Genomic DNA, 18,038 nt, shown 5'->3' with positions numbered 1-18,038 from the left:
TAGGAAATAGTAAAAGTCAATACAAAGAAGTATTTTGCATTAAATTACATTTCAAACAAACTTCATAACTAAATATGAAAAAACTATTTCTCTTATCGGGTTTATTGTCGGTTTCATTATGGACTATGGCCCAAAATACTTACCAAAACCACACACAGCTTTCTTCAAGACTCAAAGCATTAAGTTCAAAGTTTTCTTCCAGTATTACTATTCAATCAATCGGTAAAAGCAAAGGTAATCGTGACATCTGGGCTTTAACCATTGGCAAAGGAAACACCACTGCTAAACCAGCAATAGCCATTATTGCAGGCGTAGATGGAACACACTTGGCAGGGACAGAACTAGCCATACAAATGGCCGAAAAACTAGCCAGTGCAAGCGGAGACTCAATTGCAAAATTATTGGATTCAAAAACATTTTACTTTATTCCAAGTGTAAACCCTGATGCTCAAGAGCAATTTTTTGCGAAAACGAAATTTGAAAGAGGAGGGAATGATACGCCAACAGACGATGACAGAGACGGTTATTTGAATGAAGACCCTTTCGAAGATTTGAATGGCGATGGTATTATCACTCAGATTCGTGTTGAAGACCCAACAGGGACTTTTATTGTAAGTAAAGAAGACCCAAGGGTATTGATAAAAGCCGACCCAGCCAAAGGAGAAAAAGGAAAGTATTTATTACTAACAGAAGGCACGGATAATGACAAAGACGGTACTTTTAATGAAGACGGCGTAGGAGGAGTAAACATTGATAAGAATATGACCTACGACTATCCAATTTTTACAGCTGGTGCTGGTGATTTTGCTGCTTCAGAATCAGAAACTAAAGCGTTGTTGAGTTTCTTATATAAAGCCACTAATGTTTTTGCAGTATTAACTTTTGGCCCAGCTAATAACTTAACAGAAGCTCCAAAATTTGACAGAAGCAAAACAGCTAAAAGAATTATTACAGGAATATTAGAAAAAGATGCTACTGTAGGCGAACAAATTTCTAAACTATACAATATTCAAACAGGCTTGAAAGATGCTCCCGTTTTGCCACAAACCAAGGGGAATTTATCACAAACTGCTTATTTCCACGTAGGTAAATTCAGTTTCACAAGTCCAGGATGGTGGGCTCCTAAAGTACAAGCACCTAGAGACTCTACTAAGAAAGAAATAGCTACTGCTAGTAAAGTTTTGGACAATGAGGACGTGAAATATTTAAAATGGGCAGACTCACAAAAATTAACGAACGTATTTGTGAATTGGCAGTCGATAAAACATCCTGATTTTGCTAATAAAAATGTTGAAGTAGGAGGTATTGCACCGTATGCAAAGCTAAACCCACCTATAAATTTCCTGACAGAATCTGCTAATAAGCATGTAAAGTTTGTAACGGCTTTGGCAATGCAAATGCCAGAAATACAGATTGTAGATGTAAATGCTGAGGCTGTTTCAACAGGGCTAACTAGGGTGACTATTAAAGTAATCAATACAGGTTTATTACCGACTTACGCAGAAATCGGTGACAAAGTTCGTTGGGTGCAAAAAGTAAAAACTGAATTGAAACTAACAGGAAATCAAGCCATAGTTTCAGGGAAGAAAATAAACCTAAGAAGTGCTTTAGGAGCAGGTGAAACCCAAGAATACTCTTGGTTAATCAGTGGCAATGGCTCAGTAGGTATTGAGGCTGGTTGCCCAACCACAGGTGTAAAAACTATAAATGTTAGTTTAAAATAACCAACTAGTTATTAAAGCTGATAGCTGTTAAATATTAATTTGAATAAAATCCAATGAAAAAATATATCTTTTTAGTCCTTTTAACCTGCTCATTTAGTGCTTTTTCACAAGAAAAAATTCAAAATGACGACCTAACTGGTTTAAGAGCGATTGGCTCGCCAGCGAACCCAAAAGTAAAAATGGCTTGGAATCATTACAATGATTACTCCATGATTACTAAGTTTTGTCAGGATTTAGCCAAGGCATATCCAGATTTAGTAAAAGTAGAGTCGATGGGAAAGTCTTTTCAAGGTAGAGACATGTGGGTGCTAACAATCAGTGATACTAAAACTGGCAATGTAAGCCGTAAACCGGGTTTTTATATTGATGGTAATATTCACTCGAATGAAATTCAAGGTACAGAAGTGGCGATGTACACGGCTTGGTATTTAGTTGAAAATTTTGCGAATGTAGCATTTATCAAACAGCTATTACAAGACAAAGTATTCTATATTACGCCGACTATTAATCCTGATGCCCGTGAAGATTTCTTGAAAAATCCTAATAATGCCAATTCGCCACGTTCGGGAATGATGGCGATGGATGATGATGGCGACGGACAAGCCGATGAAGATAAATATGATGATTTGGACGGCGACGGAAACATTGTAATGATGAGAAGACGTTCGGCGACGGGTCGTTGGAAAGTAGACCCTGAAAATCCACAAAGAATGGTTCCTGTAAAAGCAGATGAAAAAGGCGATTATGAAATGCTAGGATACGAAGGCATTGATAACGACGGAGATGGGTTAATTAACGAAGATGTATTAGGATATTATGACCCTAACCGCGATTGGGCTTGGAACTGGCAGCCTGATTATGTTCAACGTGGGGCATTGTTCTATCCTGGTACTTTACCAGAAACGCAAAGTATCAAAAACTTTGTTATGAGTCATCCAAATATTGCAGGGGCACAAAGCTATCATAACAATGGAGGAATGTTTTTGCGTGGGCCTGGTGCTGAAGAAGATGCTCCCTTTTATACCACTCAGGATGCATTAGTATATGATTATTTCGGAAAGATTGGCGAAAAAATGAATCCAGGGTATAAATACTTTGTGATTTATAAAGATTTATACACTGTTTATGGTGGTGAAATCGATTGGTTTGCTTTAGGAAGAGGTATTTTTACGTTCTCAACTGAATTGATGACGTCTTATAAATTGTTCAATAAAGTAGGTGAGGAAGGACGTTTTCAAAATAATGAATTTGAAGAATTTAGTCGCTTGATGCTATTTGGAGATGCCTATGTAGCTTGGAAACCTTTCAAGCATCCACAGTATGGTGATATTGAAATTGGTGGTTCAAAGAAAAACTATGTTAGGGCACACCCAGGTTTCTTATTAGAAGAAGATGCTCACAGAAATATGGCATTTACCATTTTACATGCTTCGCAAATGCCGAAACTAGATGTGTTAGAAATTAAACAAAAGGCTTTGGCTGGCGGTTTAACAGAAGTAACGGCTACAATTGTGAATGAAAAAGTAATTCCAACACACTCGGCACATGATGTAAAGTATAAAATTGAACGTCCTGATTTTATTACATTAAAAGATGCCACAGTTGTGGCTGGAATGATTGTTGAAAATGAAGATACTAATCTTACGAAAGAACAGCTAAATAATCCACAAACAATATCGGTTCCGAGTATTCCAGGAATGGGTACTGTAAAAGTACGTTGGATTGTTAAAGGTAAAAGTAATAAATTTACGGTTGAAATCGATAGTAAGAAAGGAGGGCTTGTTTCTAAGACCTTATAACATAATTACCTACAATGGAAAAAATTAGATCTACAACCGTACTGGCGGTGGTGCATAATGGAGAAGTAGCAATTGGTGCAGACGGACAAGCGACAATGGGAAATACCGTTGCCAAAAATCATGTGCGCAAAATCAGAAAAATGTTGGATGGAAAAATTGTAACAGGTTTTGCAGGTTCAACGGCAGATGCTTTTACATTGCTAGAGCGTTTTGAAGAAAAGCTAAATGCTTATGGTGGCAATATGAAGCGTGCTAGCATAGAATTAGCCAAAGATTGGCGTACTGACCGCTATTTGCGCAAACTAGAAGCCATGATGATAGTTGCCAATAAAGAAGAAACTTTGATTATTTCGGGTACTGGCGATGTATTAGAACCTGAGAATGGCATTGCTGCCATTGGTTCTGGTAGTAATTATGCACTTTCGGCTGCTTTGGCAATGCGTAAGCATGCGGCTCATTTAAGTGCAGAAGAAATCGTCCGTGAAGGCTTAACAATTGCAGCTGATATTTGTATTTATACAAATCATAATTTTATTATTGAGAAGCCAGTTTAGGCTGTAAGCAAGCACAAAAATTATAAAAATCAGCGCAAATCAGCGTATCCAATCAGCGAAATCTGCGGGTAAAATTAAGTTATATAAGTTAGCTTACAACTTTTTACCCGCTGATTTATGGAGATTTAATACGCTGATTTTCGCAGATTAATTTTTCGCAGAAATCAGACATCCGAAAGCTTAGCGCCTAAAGCCTACTGCCTATAGCATACTAAAACAATCATAAAAAATATCAATTAACCTGTATATTGAAACCTTTTTTTTATTAATCTTGTATTCCAATAGAGTAAGTATTTAAAACTTTAAATTGAATAAAACTATGTCATTAAGATTAGGAGATATTGCACCCGACTTTACAGCGGAAACAACTCAAGGAACAATTAATTTTCATGAATGGATTGGTGACTCATGGGCTTTACTTTTTAGCCACCCTGCTGACTTTACACCAGTTTGTACAACTGAATTAGGAAAAACAGCATTATTAAAAGGTGAATTCGAGAAAAAAGGAGTTAAAGTAATAGCTGTGTCAGTAGATGATTTAGACTCACATAATAAATGGGTACCAGATATTGAAGAAGTAAATGGTGTGAAAGTGAATTTCCCTATCATTGCTGATTCAGACCGTAACGTTGCTACGTTGTATGATATGATTCACCCAAATGCTTCTGAAAAAGCGACAGTTCGTTCGGTATTTATCATTGGGCCAGATAAAAAAATCAAGTTGACATTAACGTATCCTGCTTCTACAGGACGTAATTTCCAAGAATTGTTAAGAGTAATCGACTCGCTACAATTAACGGCTAATTACCAAGTAGCTACTCCAGCAGACTGGAAAGATGGTGAAGATGTTATCATTACACCAGCAGTAAAAACTGAAGATGCAGCGGCAAAATTCCCTAAAGGTTTTACGATTGTTAAGCCTTATTTGAGAACAACGCCTCAGCCAAACAAATAATCGACAATGATTTTGTAATTCATTGCATAGAAAAGGCAAGAAGATGAAATATCTTTCTTGCCTTTTTGTATTTTTGTAATATGAATTCTTTAAAACTACTCAAAAAGCGCTTCCGATTACTCCCTCGATTTGTCAGGATTGTACTTATTTCTATCCTATTGCTCTTTTTGTCTTTTGTTATCTATATCAATCTTCGCCCTAATCCTAACGAATGGACGAAAGTCTCTAAATTAGGGATTACAGTGCCTTTACGCTACAAAATTCATGGCATTGATGTGTCGCACCATAATGGCGTGGTGAATTGGAAGGAAGTAAAGAAAATGAAATTCTCGGATGAGAATTTAAAACTTGGCTTCTGTTTTCTGAAAGCTACCGAAGGAATGAGCCATGCCGACCGTCAATTTGAGAGAAACTGGGAACACGTAAAAAAGAGTGGTTTAAAAAGAGGGGCTTATCATTTTTTCATTACTTGGCGTGAACCCGTGGGTCAGGCGAAAAACTTTATCAATTCTGTGGATTTGGAGGAAGGAGATTTGGCTCCTGTATTGGATATTGAACAAAATTCTTTGAAACCCGACAAGCAAATTATCAGTGAGATTCAAACTTGGTTAGATATTGTAGAAAATCATTATCACAAAAAACCGATTATTTATACCAATCCCAACTTTTATAAGAAGTTTATCAAAGGTAATTTTGATGACTATCCGCTTTGGATAGCTGATTATTCAAGGGAAACGTTAAAAGGATATAATTCAAATCTATGGTTTTGGCAACACAATCAGCGTGGTTGGTGCGAGGGCGTAAAAGGTACGGTTGACTTTAACGTTTTTCTGGGTAATCGAGAGGATTTAGAAGCGCTATGCCTATAATAGGTTTATAAGCTTGTTAGAAACTATCAAGAATAGTCTTTGCATAATTTTTGGCTTGGTTCAAATTTGCAAATTCTTTCATTTGTTGACGATTACCTATGATTTGCTTAGTCGCCAGAAGTATTTCTAACTTTGTTAAAAGGTCATCTTCAATCGTTTCATCTATAATCAATCCCAATTGTTTTTCAGCCGTAATTTTGCCCATTAAGCCGTAGTTATACGTAATTAAGGGCTTTTGAGCACTAGCAGCCCTTACCATAATGGCACTCATGCCAATATGTTTTTGGTAGAGAGCCAATACATAATCTGCTACTTCAAAAAAAGATTGAATATTTTCGTCTGCCACAAAATCGTTGTGAGTCACCACTTGTACTGTTTTCTTTTGGGCTAGTTTGGCAAGCTTTTCTTCAAAAACCAGTTTCTCATTTATATCCCAAGGACCAACAACTAATAAACAAACGTTTTTGGCTTTTTCATCCGAAAGTTGGGTCAGAGTATCCATTACCTTTGCGATACCTTTTCTATCATCTAAATGACCAAAAATTAAGAATACTGTTTTCTCGGGAGGGATTCCTAATTCTTCTTTTAAGATATTTACAGGTTGGGTACTTGGATAAATCTGTACGGGGTCTGGTAAAAATTTCACTTTATACGTTTGCCAATTGTTTTGAATAAATTCGACAGCAAAAGGGTCTAAACAAAATAACGTATTTAAAAATTTACGATGAGTAATGGCTCTGAGTAGTAAATATTTTCGCCAATAATTAATTTTTTCTTTGATAGAATAGACAGGATAATTAACCAATGTTGGGCGAAAGAATATTCCTGAAATAGGACAAGGAGGAGTTGGTTCTGTAAAACAAGCTAACTGAAAATGGTCAAAATACATCATAAAGATGGATTTAGCTTGTAGTTCTTTAGCGTACTCACAACAAATAGCCCATTCTAATTTGGCTCGTTTGATAACATTACTTTTAACCTCTTGCCAATTGTTAAAAGCCTGTTCTGAGGTACTTATCCATTTGATATTGGCGGATGTAGTCTTTTGAATGATGGTCGGGTGTTTTTCAAAAAAATCTGGATTCACCAAAACCGCTAACTGAAAATCATATTGCTCGGTCAAAAAATGTAAAAGCAAGTGATATAAATAGCCTGGATGATGCCCGCTAGCATCAGGTTCAAAGATTAAAACAGTTTTTTGAAAACTCATAAGTTAATAAGTAAGTATTACAAAACGCTTTTGTAAACATTTAGTGTTTGAGTCGCGGTTTTTTCTGCCGAGAAGTTTTGTTGACGAATAAACCCCTTTTGAACTAGACTTTTCCTAAGAGATTCATTCTCGATAATTGCTGTGATTTTATCGGCAATATCTTCTTTATCACTAGGATTGAAGTATAAAGCGGCGTCTTGAGCTACCTCAGGAAAACATGAAGTATTGCTTAACACTACTGCACAACCACAAGCAAAAGCTTCAAGGATTGGAATTCCGAAACCTTCGTATAATGAGGGATACACAAAAGCGATGGCATTTTGATATAAATAAAACAGGGTATCGTCGCTCTGAAAATTAAAATGCTTTACTTGTGCTTGTAAGTGTAAGCTATCAATTAATTCATTTTCCGTTTTGTTAAAATCCCCTCCGCCAGCACAAAGTAACTGTACATCGGGATGTTGGTGTAATACAGAAGCGATAGACGTTACGAAGCCAGTAAAGTTTTTATAATCATTGCGTGCACCTACGTAAAGTAAGTATTTCTCAGGCGTTTTTACTTGAAAACCTTCTGGTAATTGATGATTTATGAAAGAAGAAGAATGGTAAATTACTTCAATTTTTTCGGGTTTTATCTGATAAAACTCTAGTAAATCCGCTTTAGTATTTTCAGAAATAGCAATGATTTTTGCGGCCTTGTTCAGTAGTTCTTGTTTCTGAGCATGACTAGCATTATCGATGTGATTCAAATTAAATCGCTCTTTAATACAGTCGTGGTAGGTAAGTACAAAAGGCTTTTTCTTGAGATGATTTAAGTAATAATTATGAAAGAAAGTAGGATGAAAAACGTCAAATTTACCTTTTTGTAGTTGAACAATACTATTCAAACGGTTTGTCCTTGACACCAGCATATTGGTTGGCATAAAACCAAAAATATGCTTAAATTCATTTGGTCGACGAACAGAACTATTTTTTAAATATTCATTGTTTGAAAAAGGTAAAGATAGCTTCACACCAACACCCATGTCCACTAGCGACTCCATCAAATCATGAAAATAGCGCGCCACCCCTCCATATCTTTGTCCCGTAAATGCCTGATGATCGTATAGTATTCTCATATTTATTTAGTGATTGAGTGAGCTTTTCGCCGCAGCGGTTGTGATTGAGTGAGTTTTAGGTTGTGATTTGAGTAACATAACTTATCAAATCACAACCTATTCAATCTTTTAATAACTTCAATCAAAGTTAAAACTCATCTTAATCAATGCTCAACTCTTAAATCTTATAGCTCAAAACTATTTGCTAAAAGCTATCTACTTTTCTCAAATCTCATAGCTCACTACTCAAAGCTGTTTGCTCAAAGCTAACTCATCAAAGCCTCAATTTCATCAGCTTCAATCGGAATGTTTGCCATTAAATCAATGTTTCCATCTTCAGTAATCAGGATATTGTTTTCCAAACGAATCCCTAATCCTTCTTCACGAATATAGATGCCAGGCTCTATTGTAAAGACCATTCCAGCTTCAAAACGACGATATTTGTTCCACACATCATGAACATCAAGTCCTAAATGGTGTGAAACACCATGCATGAAATATTTTTTGAATAATGGGGACTCTGGATTTTGTTTTTCTACGTCTTCACGCGTAAACAAGCCTAAGCCTATTAATTCTTCTTCAATGAATTTCTCAACAGCTTGCTGATATTCATCCCACAAATTGCCTACTACTAAAATAGATTTTGCATATTTGAATGCACGCAACACCGCATCATACACTTGACGCTGACGAGGCGTAAATTTACCATTTACAGGAATCGTTCTTGTTAAATCAGCATTATAATTTCCGTATTCTGCCGCTACGTCCAATAGAATGACATCGCCATCAAGACAAGGGCGACTGTTTTCAATATAATGCAAAACACAAGCATTAGCCCCAGAAGCGATAATAGGCTGATAAGCAAAACCTTTAGAACGATTTCTTACAAATTCGTGCAATAGTTCAGCTTCAATTTCATATTCAGTAACGTTAGGTTTTACAAAATTCAGAAGTCTTCTGAATCCTAACTCTGTAATACGCATGGCTTCGCTCAACTGTTCAATTTCAATAGGATTTTTAATAACCCTTAATTGGTGCATCAACGGAGCTAGTCGTTCAAATTTATGCAAAGGGAAATGCTCTTTTGCCCACAATATAAATTTGGCATCACGTGTCTGAACAGCAGAATGGTTACGAATATGTTCGTTTGAATTCAGATAAAGATGTTCTGCTTCAAAAACCAAGGTTGTTAAAACCGCATCAAATTGGCTTATCCAATAAATGCTTTTTACGCCTGATACTTCACGAGCATGCTCTTTCGTATATTTATAGCCTTCCCAGATGGCAATCAGTTCAGAAGTTTCTCTCAGGAATAATATTTCTTTATGAGCAGGATTTGGGCTATCTGGAAACAATAAAAGAATAGATTCTTCTTGGTCAATACCTGAAAGATAGAATAAATCAGAATTTTGTTGAAATCCCATCGTTCCGTCTGCATTGGTAGGCATTGGGTCGTTGGAATTTAAAATAGCAATAGATTTAGGTTTTAAAAGTTGCGCTAAACGTTCACGATTTTCAACGAAAAGCGAGTTGTTGATGGGTAAGTATTTCATATAAAAAGAGTGTTATTTCTGGCACAGGTAAATAATTTCATCTTTAGGCAAGGCAAAACGTTTGATTTGGTCTGGTGGCATATTAACGCCAAATTTATCTTCGGTTACCTTCCAACCACCTTGTTCCAAGCGTTTGTTATAATCTCTTCCATAAATTCTGAAATGGTCGTCTTGTTTAAACAGACGTTCACGTTCTTTAGGGTCAGTAATCGTTTTGTCCTCAAAGGTAGTGGCTAAACTCCAATCTTGGGGCGATTGCATGATTGCCCAACCCGTAGGCTTTAATACTCTTCTCATCTCGCGCATACATTGAATATCATCATTCACGTGTTCAAGTACGTGATTACAGAATACTACATCAAAAGTATTATCGGCAAAGGGAATATGGTGTAAATCCATTTTTACTTTTGCCAATGGCGATTCAATATCAGCAGTGATATAGTCCAAGTTTTTCATTTTTTCGAAACGATCAATGAAACAATACTCAGGAGCAACGTGTAATACCTTTAATTTCTCAGTAAAGAAATTAGTCTTTTGCTGTAAATACATGTACATCAAACGGTGGCGTTCTAAAGCCAGACAGTTCGGACATAAAGCATTATCTCTGGGTTCTAAACGCCCATAGGGTACAAATTTTGAAAACTTAGATTTACAAACTGGACATGTTACTCTAGTGCCTCTTAAAAAGATGGCGTAGATTTTCATCACTAAGTGAGAAACTAATTGCAGGTATTTACGTGGAATGTTTCTGAGTGTCCAGCTAATAATTGATTTCATAATTAATCTTAAAACGGTTTAACCTTCGTTTTGAATGAATATATGTGATAAAATAAAAAAAGGAATGATTGTTCACACAAAGGTAAAAAATCATTCCCAATTTCTGATTAACAAAAGCTAAGAAGCATTGAATACTATATTTCTCTAATCCAGATATTGCGGAAACTTACTAAATTACCGTGATCTTGTAAAGAAATAGGGCCTTTTTCATGAACAGGATTAGTTGGCTGTCCGATATAATTTGTTGCACCTTGAATTTTAGTATGGTTTTGTACAATCACTCCGTTGTGAATCACTGTTACATAAGCAGGCGTTTCAATACCACCATTAGCTGTAAAGCGAGGAGCAGTATAGATAATGTCATAAACATTCCAATCACCCATTTTAGAGGTAGCATTTACTAACGGAGGTGTTTGTTTGTAAATTGAACCTGCTTGACCATTTCTATAAGTACGGTTTTGATACGAATTCAACACTTGAACTTCATAAATACCATTCAAAAAAACGCCACTGTTACCTTTTTGTTGACTTTTCAAGGTTTCAGGTTCAATAGGTGAACGCCATTCGATGTGTAATTGGCAATCTCCAAAGTGTTTTTTTGTTGAAATACCACCCGTCCCTTTTGCTACTGTGAATATTCCATCTTTTACATCCCATTTGGCTGCAGAACCATCTTTCGCAGATTCCCAACTATCTAAATTTTTTCCGTCAAATAAAACTATCGCATCAGATGGAACAGCTCCGGGCGTTACTACTCTTACTTCTGGATCCCAGAATTCGGTAGCTTCTGGTTTATCTGGATTTTTTTGAGTAAAACGGAAATCTTGTGCATTGGCAGAATTCATTGAATAAGTAGCCAAACTAAGGCTTAAACCCAAAATAAATTTCTTGTTGATCGTCATTGAATTATAGTTTATGTTTATTTTAATTTTAATTTGCGTAAAATACGATATTCTGCTTATGCTAGCATAAATTTTGATTGAGATTTACTCAATAATGCAATATTCAAGAATATCTTGCGAATTAATACTTTATTTATGAAAATTACTCAAAGAAATTGGATAAAATTAGCTTTTCTGTGTGGATTTGTGCTTATTATGGATGTAGCCAATGCAGAAAAAGCTAAACAAACAGGGCTAGACTTGAATGTAATCTTGAAAGATAAGAAAATTCAACTTGTTAAAACCCAATTGCTTAAAGGCTGGACAATGCGAGCTAATGGAAGTAATTTTTATATTGAAAGAAATAATGATATTTTTTTGCCACAAACTGCCCTGAAAAGTATTGATACCAGAGCTAGTGTTGTGACAAAAACTGTAGGCAAGAAGAAAGTATTGATGATGAAAACAAAGGCTTATTTTATGATGACTGTTGAAAAGAAACTTCCTTCTGACAAAGTAGCCATTTTAAGAAATAGTACAAAGGGAGTATATCAGACAGATAATTATACAATAATTTTGTGGCAAGAGCACGGCTTTACTTACTCAAAAAATACGATTCCTGATAACTTAAAAGATGAATTTCAAACGATTGAAACCTTGATAGGAAGCAGTTGGCAATGATTTTCTATTAAAAAAATACCCAACCCAATATGAAACCTGATATTCCTAAAAAAGCACCCGGTCAAAAATTAGTAAAAAGAATGCCCTTACGCACCAAATTTATTTTGTGCGCTATTATTGGCTTGCTTCTTTTTAGTTTTGGAATTTCTGTGGTAGGTACTGCTTCAACCATCAGAGCAGAACCTAATGTTGTTTTTTTTAGATGGTTTATTTGGAGTCTTTACGGCTTAATCATTACAAGCATAGGATTAGTCTTTCTAGGGCAAGCTATCCGTTTCAGGGTATTAATGGATATGAACAAGCGTTTTAGTCGCCAAGAGAAAGAGATGACGAAACAAATTAAGAAGTTGAATCATCTAGGAGAAGTATTGCGTGGTAAAGAAGATAAAAAAGCTAAAGGTAACAAAGAAGATAAAAAGGAGTAAAAAAAGAAAACCCCGTCAGTATTGACGAGGTTTAGATCTCTTAGAAGAAATTGTACAAATTACTTCGCAGCCTTCGCAGCAAACTCAGCTTTGATTGCCTCAATATCTACCAATTTAATTTCGGGAGTTTGAGTCAAATGCTTAATCGCATTGATTTTGTTAGTGGCTATAGCCTTGTTTCTTCTGTCTTTTCTTTTTAGTCTTGTAACAGCCATTGCGAACAGAGTTTTAAATTGAGGTGCAAAATTAGGAAGAATATATTTTTTAAACAAACATATAGGCAATTAATATGCTGTAAGCGGTGAGCTTTAAGCTATGAGCCGTAAGCTTGAGGCAAAAAATCTAGTATCTAGCGTCCTAAAGTCATCCAGTCATCCAATCCAAAAAGAAATAAAACCCACGAAGTTTCCAAATACTTCGTGGGTTTTGTAATTTTGCCGTTCAGGATAATCCTGTTAATTTTCACGTTCTTGGGTTTATAACCCAAATTTTATGCTATGAAACCAAGTTTAGTAAAAGGTACGCGAGATTTTGGACCAGAGAAAATGGTTCGACGTAATTATATTTTTGATACTATTAAAGCCGTTTTTCAACAATTTGGTTTTCAGCCTATCGAAACGCCCGCTATGGAAAATCTTTCTTCATTAATGGGAAAGTATGGTGAGGAAGGAGATCAATTATTATTTAAAATATTAAATTCAGGAAATTTTTCTGAAAAAATTACACAAAAAGAATTAGATGAAGGTGCTAAGAAATTAACGTTAAAGATTTCTGAAAAAGGCCTAAAGTATGATTTAACAGTTCCTTTTGCACGTTTTGTAGTGATGAATCGTAACGAATTGGCCATGCCATTCAAACGTTATCAGATTCAACCTGTTTGGCGAGGTGACCGCCCGCAAAGAGGTCGCTACCGTGAATTTTATCAGTGTGATGCCGATGTAGTAGGGACTGATTCCTTGGTTTGTGAAGCCGAAATCGTTTTGATGATTCATCAGGTATTCAAAAGCCTTGGAGTTAACTTTTCATTAAAAATCAATAACCGTAAAGTACTTACTGGCCTTTCGGAAGCTATTGGTGCCGCAGGACAAGAAGGAGCGTTGGCTGTAGCCATTGATAAATTAGATAAAATAGGCAAAGAAAAAGTTTTAGAAGAATTAGCCGAAAAAGGCTTTAGTCAAGATGCTTTAGCCAAATTAGACCCAGTTTTTGAAATATCAGGGACAAATCAAGAGAAATTTGTCAAGCTTTCAGAATTATTACAAGATTCTGAAACGGGTAAAAAAGGAATAGAAGAATTACGTGCCGTATGGGATTTGTTAAAATCTTTCGGACAATCTGAAGAAAACATTGAACTAGATATAACCCTTGCTCGTGGACTATCATATTATACAGGAGCAATTTTTGAAGTAAAAGCATTGGATGTACAGATGGGTTCTATCTCTGGTGGAGGTCGTTATGATAACCTAACAGGAACTTTTGGTGTAGAAGGTCTATCAGGCGTTGGTATTTCTTTTGGCGTAGATAGAATTTACGATGTATTAGAAGAATTGAACCTATTCCCTGATAATAATTCAGTAACTACTAAATTATTATTGTGCCATTTTGGAGTAAATGAATTGAATTATGCTTTACCATTGTTGCAAAAAGCCCGTTTGGCAGGCATCAATGCGGAGGTTTATCCAGATGTTAGTAAAATCAAAAAGCAACTAGATTACGCCGATAAAAAGCGAATCTCTTATGTCTGTATCATCGGTTCAGAAGAAATGGAAACAGGAAAATTGACACTGAAAAATATGATTACAGGCGAGCAAGAAAAACTTACTTTTGAAGAGATAATTGCCAAATTACAGTGAGCTTTAGAACGGCATTGATGAATTTATTATTCATCAATGCCGTTTTTAATTGATTAGCTTATAATGTTCTAAGAATATTATTATTTTTGAGAAATTGTTCAGCCAAATCCATACAAACAACCTCAAAATGAAAAACACACTAATAATTTTTATTCTTAACTTCTTCTTTTTTAGCACACTTGCTCAAAGCCCATCTGGTGAAATAGACCCAATTCAAAAATTTATTGAAGTAAATGTTCAAATCCCTTTTAAAGCACGTGTAGATAATGTTACGGGTCACGTTGCCGTTCGTATTGTTTTAGGGAATAATAATTTACCCGAGAAGTACGAGATTGTACAGAACCTTTCAGAAGAGTGTGATGCTGAAGCCCTAAGAGTTGCAAAGTTAATTAATCCTAAAAATATTGTAGATAGGTTAAAAGGTAAGAAAGGTATAACAGTTCAAATACCTTTTTTTGATAGATCTAATCTTGTTTATAACGAAGGTTATTTAATAGGGTACTATGATCAGGATAAGAAACCCAATATTGGCGATAACAAGCCTGAGTATGTGATGAGATATCCAGTTGACTCTCTCACAGGAAAGATTCAAGGCAATGTGGAATATTACGTCTATGAAGGGAAAAAGCTTCAATTTTATGATATAGCCAAGCTTAAGATTGATAGTTCAGATAAGCATACTCCAGAAATATATGAGAAAGAGTCAGACAAGTTGAAAGTTTATAGGGTAACTGCAATGAATAATTCAAACTTCCCTAATGTAAGCCAGAGTTATTTTGAAAATGGGCAAATAGCTTACGCTAATTTTGAAGATGAAAGCTATTCATATTATCCTAATGGAAGAGTATCAATATTTACCAAAACGATTAATGACGGTAATGTAAAGGCTACACAAAAAATAAAATGGTTTGCAAATGGTCAGATAGCCTCAATTGTGAATAAAGTTGAAAAACAGGATAATGAAAGGTTTATAGCTGTTTGGGATACCTTGGGTAATCAACTCTTAAAAAATGGAGAAGGTATATGTCAATTATTTTCAAAAGAATATGATGGCTCTATTTTTCATACAGGTTTGATTAAAGACGGATTTAAAGAAGGAAAATGGGTTGGAAAAGATAAAAATAATGAAACCGTCTATGAAGAAAATTTTGAAAAAGGAAAATGTGTAAAAGGTGTTTTATTTGCAGGGGGACAAACTTTTGAATATACCAATCCTGAAGTAGTTGCAGAGTTTGAAGGTGGTTTTCCTAGTTTTGCAAAACATCTTCAGAAAAATTTAAGATACCCTGTTGATGCACAAAAAAGTAATACGCAGGGTAAAGTTTTTGTACAGTTTATCGTGTGTGAAGATGGTACTCTGTGTGACTTTAACGTTTTGAAAGGAATTGGCGCTAGTTGCGATGACGAAGCGGTAAGAGTCCTCCAACTTTCAAGTGGAAAATGGAAACCTGGAAAACAACGTGGAAAAGCTGTAAGAAGTAAGTTTACTTTGCCAGTTAGTTATGTGTTAGGGAGGTAAATTAGAATCCATAAAAAATCCCGTGTGATTTGTCTTAATATCATACGGGATTTTTTATTCTTTCAAACTATCTCCAAGCCTTATAAGCATTAATCAATGCATTGGTTGAAGAATCATGTGAAGTGATAGTCTCTTCGCTCGTAAGCTCAGGTAAAATCTTATTAGCCAATTGCTTGCCTAATTCTACACCCCATTGGTCAAAGCTGTAGATATTCCAGATGATACCTTGTACAAATATTTTATGCTCATACATCGCTACCAAACTACCTAATGTACGTGGCGTTAATTGTTTGAATAAGATAGAGTTCGTAGGACGATTTCCTTTGAATACTTTAAAGGGTGCTAATTCAGCAATTTCTTCGTCAGATTTTCCTGCTTTTTTAAATTCAGCAACTACTTCATCTAATGTTTTACCATTCATCAAAGCTTCTGTTTGTGCAAAGAAGTTTGATAACAATAATGTATGATGGTTACCAATTTGGTTATGAGAAACGGCTGGTGCTAAAAAGTCGCAAGGGACTAATTTTGTGCCTTGGTGAATCAATTGATAAAAAGCATGTTGACCATTTGTGCCTGGTTCTCCCCAGATAATAGGGCCTGTTTGATATGAAACCTCTTTGCCATCACGACCTACATATTTACCATTCGATTCCATATCTCCCTGTTGGAAATAAGCCGCAAAACGGTGCATGTATTGGTCATAAGGAAGGATTGCTTGGGTATCTGCTCCAAAGAAATTATTATACCAAATGCCTAATAAAGCTAAAAGTACTGGAATGTTTTCGCTGAAATCTGCTGTACGGAAGTGCTTGTCCATGGCATGAGCACCCTCTAGTAATTCAACAAAATTTTCAAATCCGATTGATAAAACGATTGATAAGCCAATAGCCGACCATAATGAGTAACGTCCACCAACCCAATCCCAGAAACCAAACATATTATCAGCATCAATGCCAAATTCAACAACCGATTTTTCGTTAGTAGAAATTGCCACAAAATGTTTGGCAACATCTTCAATCGAACCACCATTTGCCAAGAACCAGTTACGAGCCGAATGAGCATTGGCCATGGTTTCTTGCGTAGTAAATGTCTTAGACGCAATCAAGAAAAGGGTAGTAGCTGGATTTACTTTTTTCAACACTTCGGCAATATGCGTACCATCTACGTTAGAAACAAAGTGTAAATTCAAATGATTTTTATAAGGCTTCAAGGCTTCTGTAACCATTACAGGGCCTAAATCAGAACCTCCAATACCAATATTCACCACGTCAGTGATGGCTTCGCCAGCATATCCTTTCCAAGCACCAGAAATTACTTTTACAGAAAAACCTTTCATTTTCTCTAAAACAGCATTTACATCAGGCATGATTTCCTTGCCATCTACACCAATAGGAGCATTAGAGCGGTTTCTTAGGGCAACGTGCAACACAGCACGCTTTTCAGTTTGGTTAATTGTATCGCCAGTAAACATTCTTTCGATAGCATCGTCCAATTCACATTCATTGGCCAAAGCCACTAAGATAGCTTTTGTTTTTTCGTTGAGTATGTTTTTAGAATAATCCACAAGAATGTCTTCAAAACGAATTGAGAATTTATCAAATCGTTCGGCATCATTTGCGAAGAGTTCTTTTATAGAAGTAGCATCAATTTCAGATTTGTGCTTTGTCAGTAAAGAAAAAGCATGGGTTTGGTCGAAAGGAACAGATTTTAACATAATTGCTTTTGTTATTTTTAAGTAATAATTTCTGGTTATACTCACAAAAGTACAAAAGACTGCTGAATTAGTAGAGATAAAGCCTTTAGGATTTTGTTAAGAAGATAATTAATGTTAGGATAAAAATCAAATGGCAGTGCTTTATTGATAATGGTCACCTCATCTGTGAATTACATTATCCAAATTGCCATTTTGTTAAGCTTTAATTTTAATTCTTAAATATTTGTAAATGTAATTTACTGTAAATCAATGCGTTGTTGTGGTGTTTAAGAAAAGAGTTAAGTCTTTATTCAAAAAAAGACGAAATACTTCGCTGAAAATTCTCTAACTTTGTATCCCGTAACTAAGGGTTGCGGAACTCCATTCTTCCTCTGTACAATTTTTGTACACATCCTCTTAGAAAAATTCAAACTTCAATTTTATTACA

The 18,038-nt window shown here is 35.5% G+C and carries 16 protein-coding genes; 9 read left to right on the top strand and 7 right to left on the bottom strand.

What is annotated here, in order from left to right:
- The first annotated feature begins 74 nt into the window (after nucleotides 1-74).
- From AC07N0_RS11365 to AC07N0_RS11345, 5 genes are all read left to right on the top strand, one after another.
- A complete protein-coding gene (locus AC07N0_RS11365) occupies nucleotides 75-1,724 on the top strand; it encodes a M14 family metallopeptidase (RefSeq protein ID WP_494589260.1) in 1,650 nt (549 codons plus the stop codon).
- A gap of 53 nt (nucleotides 1,725-1,777) precedes the next feature.
- The gene (locus AC07N0_RS11360; protein ID WP_494589259.1) at nucleotides 1,778-3,523 is read left to right on the top strand and encodes a M14 family metallopeptidase; all 1,746 of its coding nucleotides are present in this window, start codon (nucleotides 1,778-1,780) and stop codon (nucleotides 3,521-3,523) included.
- 14 nt (nucleotides 3,524-3,537) lie between these two features.
- A complete protein-coding gene (gene hslV, locus AC07N0_RS11355) occupies nucleotides 3,538-4,077 on the top strand; it encodes an ATP-dependent protease subunit HslV (protein WP_323248371.1) in 540 nt (179 codons plus the stop codon).
- A 319-nt stretch (nucleotides 4,078-4,396) separates the two neighbouring features.
- On the top strand, nucleotides 4,397-5,032 hold the full coding sequence (locus AC07N0_RS11350) for a peroxiredoxin (protein WP_309918584.1): 636 nt from the start codon (nucleotides 4,397-4,399) through the stop codon (nucleotides 5,030-5,032).
- Between the two features lie 167 nt (nucleotides 5,033-5,199).
- On the top strand, nucleotides 5,200-5,901 hold the full coding sequence (locus AC07N0_RS11345; protein WP_494589258.1) for a glycoside hydrolase family 25 protein: 702 nt from the start codon (nucleotides 5,200-5,202) through the stop codon (nucleotides 5,899-5,901).
- A gap of 16 nt (nucleotides 5,902-5,917) precedes the next feature.
- Here the strand turns inward: AC07N0_RS11345 and AC07N0_RS11340 are convergent, their stop codons facing one another.
- The 5 genes from AC07N0_RS11340 to AC07N0_RS11320 form a co-directional block, all read right to left on the bottom strand.
- Complete coding sequence (locus AC07N0_RS11340; RefSeq protein WP_494589257.1) at nucleotides 5,918-7,111, bottom strand: glycosyltransferase; 1,194 nt, start codon at nucleotides 7,109-7,111, stop codon at nucleotides 5,918-5,920.
- 17 nt (nucleotides 7,112-7,128) lie between these two features.
- Complete coding sequence (locus AC07N0_RS11335) at nucleotides 7,129-8,229, bottom strand: glycosyltransferase family 4 protein (RefSeq protein WP_494589256.1); 1,101 nt, start codon at nucleotides 8,227-8,229, stop codon at nucleotides 7,129-7,131.
- 245 nt (nucleotides 8,230-8,474) lie between these two features.
- The gene (locus tag AC07N0_RS11330) at nucleotides 8,475-9,761 is read right to left on the bottom strand and encodes an aminopeptidase P N-terminal domain-containing protein (RefSeq protein WP_494589255.1); all 1,287 of its coding nucleotides are present in this window, start codon (nucleotides 9,759-9,761) and stop codon (nucleotides 8,475-8,477) included.
- 12 nt (nucleotides 9,762-9,773) lie between these two features.
- On the bottom strand, nucleotides 9,774-10,538 hold the full coding sequence (locus AC07N0_RS11325) for a class I SAM-dependent methyltransferase (protein WP_492799843.1): 765 nt from the start codon (nucleotides 10,536-10,538) through the stop codon (nucleotides 9,774-9,776).
- Between the two features lie 134 nt (nucleotides 10,539-10,672).
- Complete coding sequence (locus AC07N0_RS11320) at nucleotides 10,673-11,440, bottom strand: 3-keto-disaccharide hydrolase (RefSeq protein ID WP_494589254.1); 768 nt, start codon at nucleotides 11,438-11,440, stop codon at nucleotides 10,673-10,675.
- Nucleotides 11,441-11,575: 135 nt separating this feature from the next.
- Here AC07N0_RS11320 and AC07N0_RS11315 point away from each other — a divergent pair, with 135 nt between their 5' ends.
- Both AC07N0_RS11315 and AC07N0_RS11310 read left to right on the top strand, forming a co-directional pair.
- Nucleotides 11,576-12,100 carry a hypothetical protein gene (locus AC07N0_RS11315; protein ID WP_494589253.1) on the top strand — a complete coding sequence of 175 codons (525 nt, stop codon included), beginning with the start codon at nucleotides 11,576-11,578 and terminating at the stop codon, nucleotides 12,098-12,100.
- Nucleotides 12,101-12,129: 29 nt separating this feature from the next.
- On the top strand, nucleotides 12,130-12,525 hold the full coding sequence (locus AC07N0_RS11310; RefSeq protein ID WP_492799840.1) for a hypothetical protein: 396 nt from the start codon (nucleotides 12,130-12,132) through the stop codon (nucleotides 12,523-12,525).
- Between the two features lie 59 nt (nucleotides 12,526-12,584).
- Here the strand turns inward: AC07N0_RS11310 and AC07N0_RS11305 are convergent, their stop codons facing one another.
- Nucleotides 12,585-12,740: a hypothetical protein gene (locus AC07N0_RS11305; RefSeq protein WP_309918619.1), complete on the bottom strand. Its 156-nt coding sequence runs from the start codon at nucleotides 12,738-12,740 to the stop codon at nucleotides 12,585-12,587.
- A gap of 282 nt (nucleotides 12,741-13,022) precedes the next feature.
- Between AC07N0_RS11305 and hisS the strand changes: the two genes are divergently transcribed.
- On the top strand, nucleotides 13,023-14,378 hold the full coding sequence (gene hisS, locus AC07N0_RS11300; RefSeq protein WP_494589252.1) for a histidine--tRNA ligase: 1,356 nt from the start codon (nucleotides 13,023-13,025) through the stop codon (nucleotides 14,376-14,378).
- Between the two features lie 127 nt (nucleotides 14,379-14,505).
- Nucleotides 14,506-15,897 carry an energy transducer TonB gene (locus AC07N0_RS11295; protein WP_492799838.1) on the top strand — a complete coding sequence of 464 codons (1,392 nt, stop codon included), beginning with the start codon at nucleotides 14,506-14,508 and terminating at the stop codon, nucleotides 15,895-15,897.
- 67 nt (nucleotides 15,898-15,964) lie between these two features.
- On the opposite strand, the gene pgi is transcribed toward AC07N0_RS11295, so the two are convergent.
- A complete protein-coding gene (pgi, locus tag AC07N0_RS11290; RefSeq protein WP_494589251.1) occupies nucleotides 15,965-17,611 on the bottom strand; it encodes a glucose-6-phosphate isomerase in 1,647 nt (548 codons plus the stop codon).
- Nucleotides 17,612-18,038: the final 427 nt, after the last annotated feature.

The sequence above is a fragment of the Arcicella sp. GW821-FHT09D11 genome, assembly GCF_059416265.1.
Note: the sequence above shows the minus strand (reverse complement) of the source record. Positions and strands in the feature narration are given on the sequence as shown.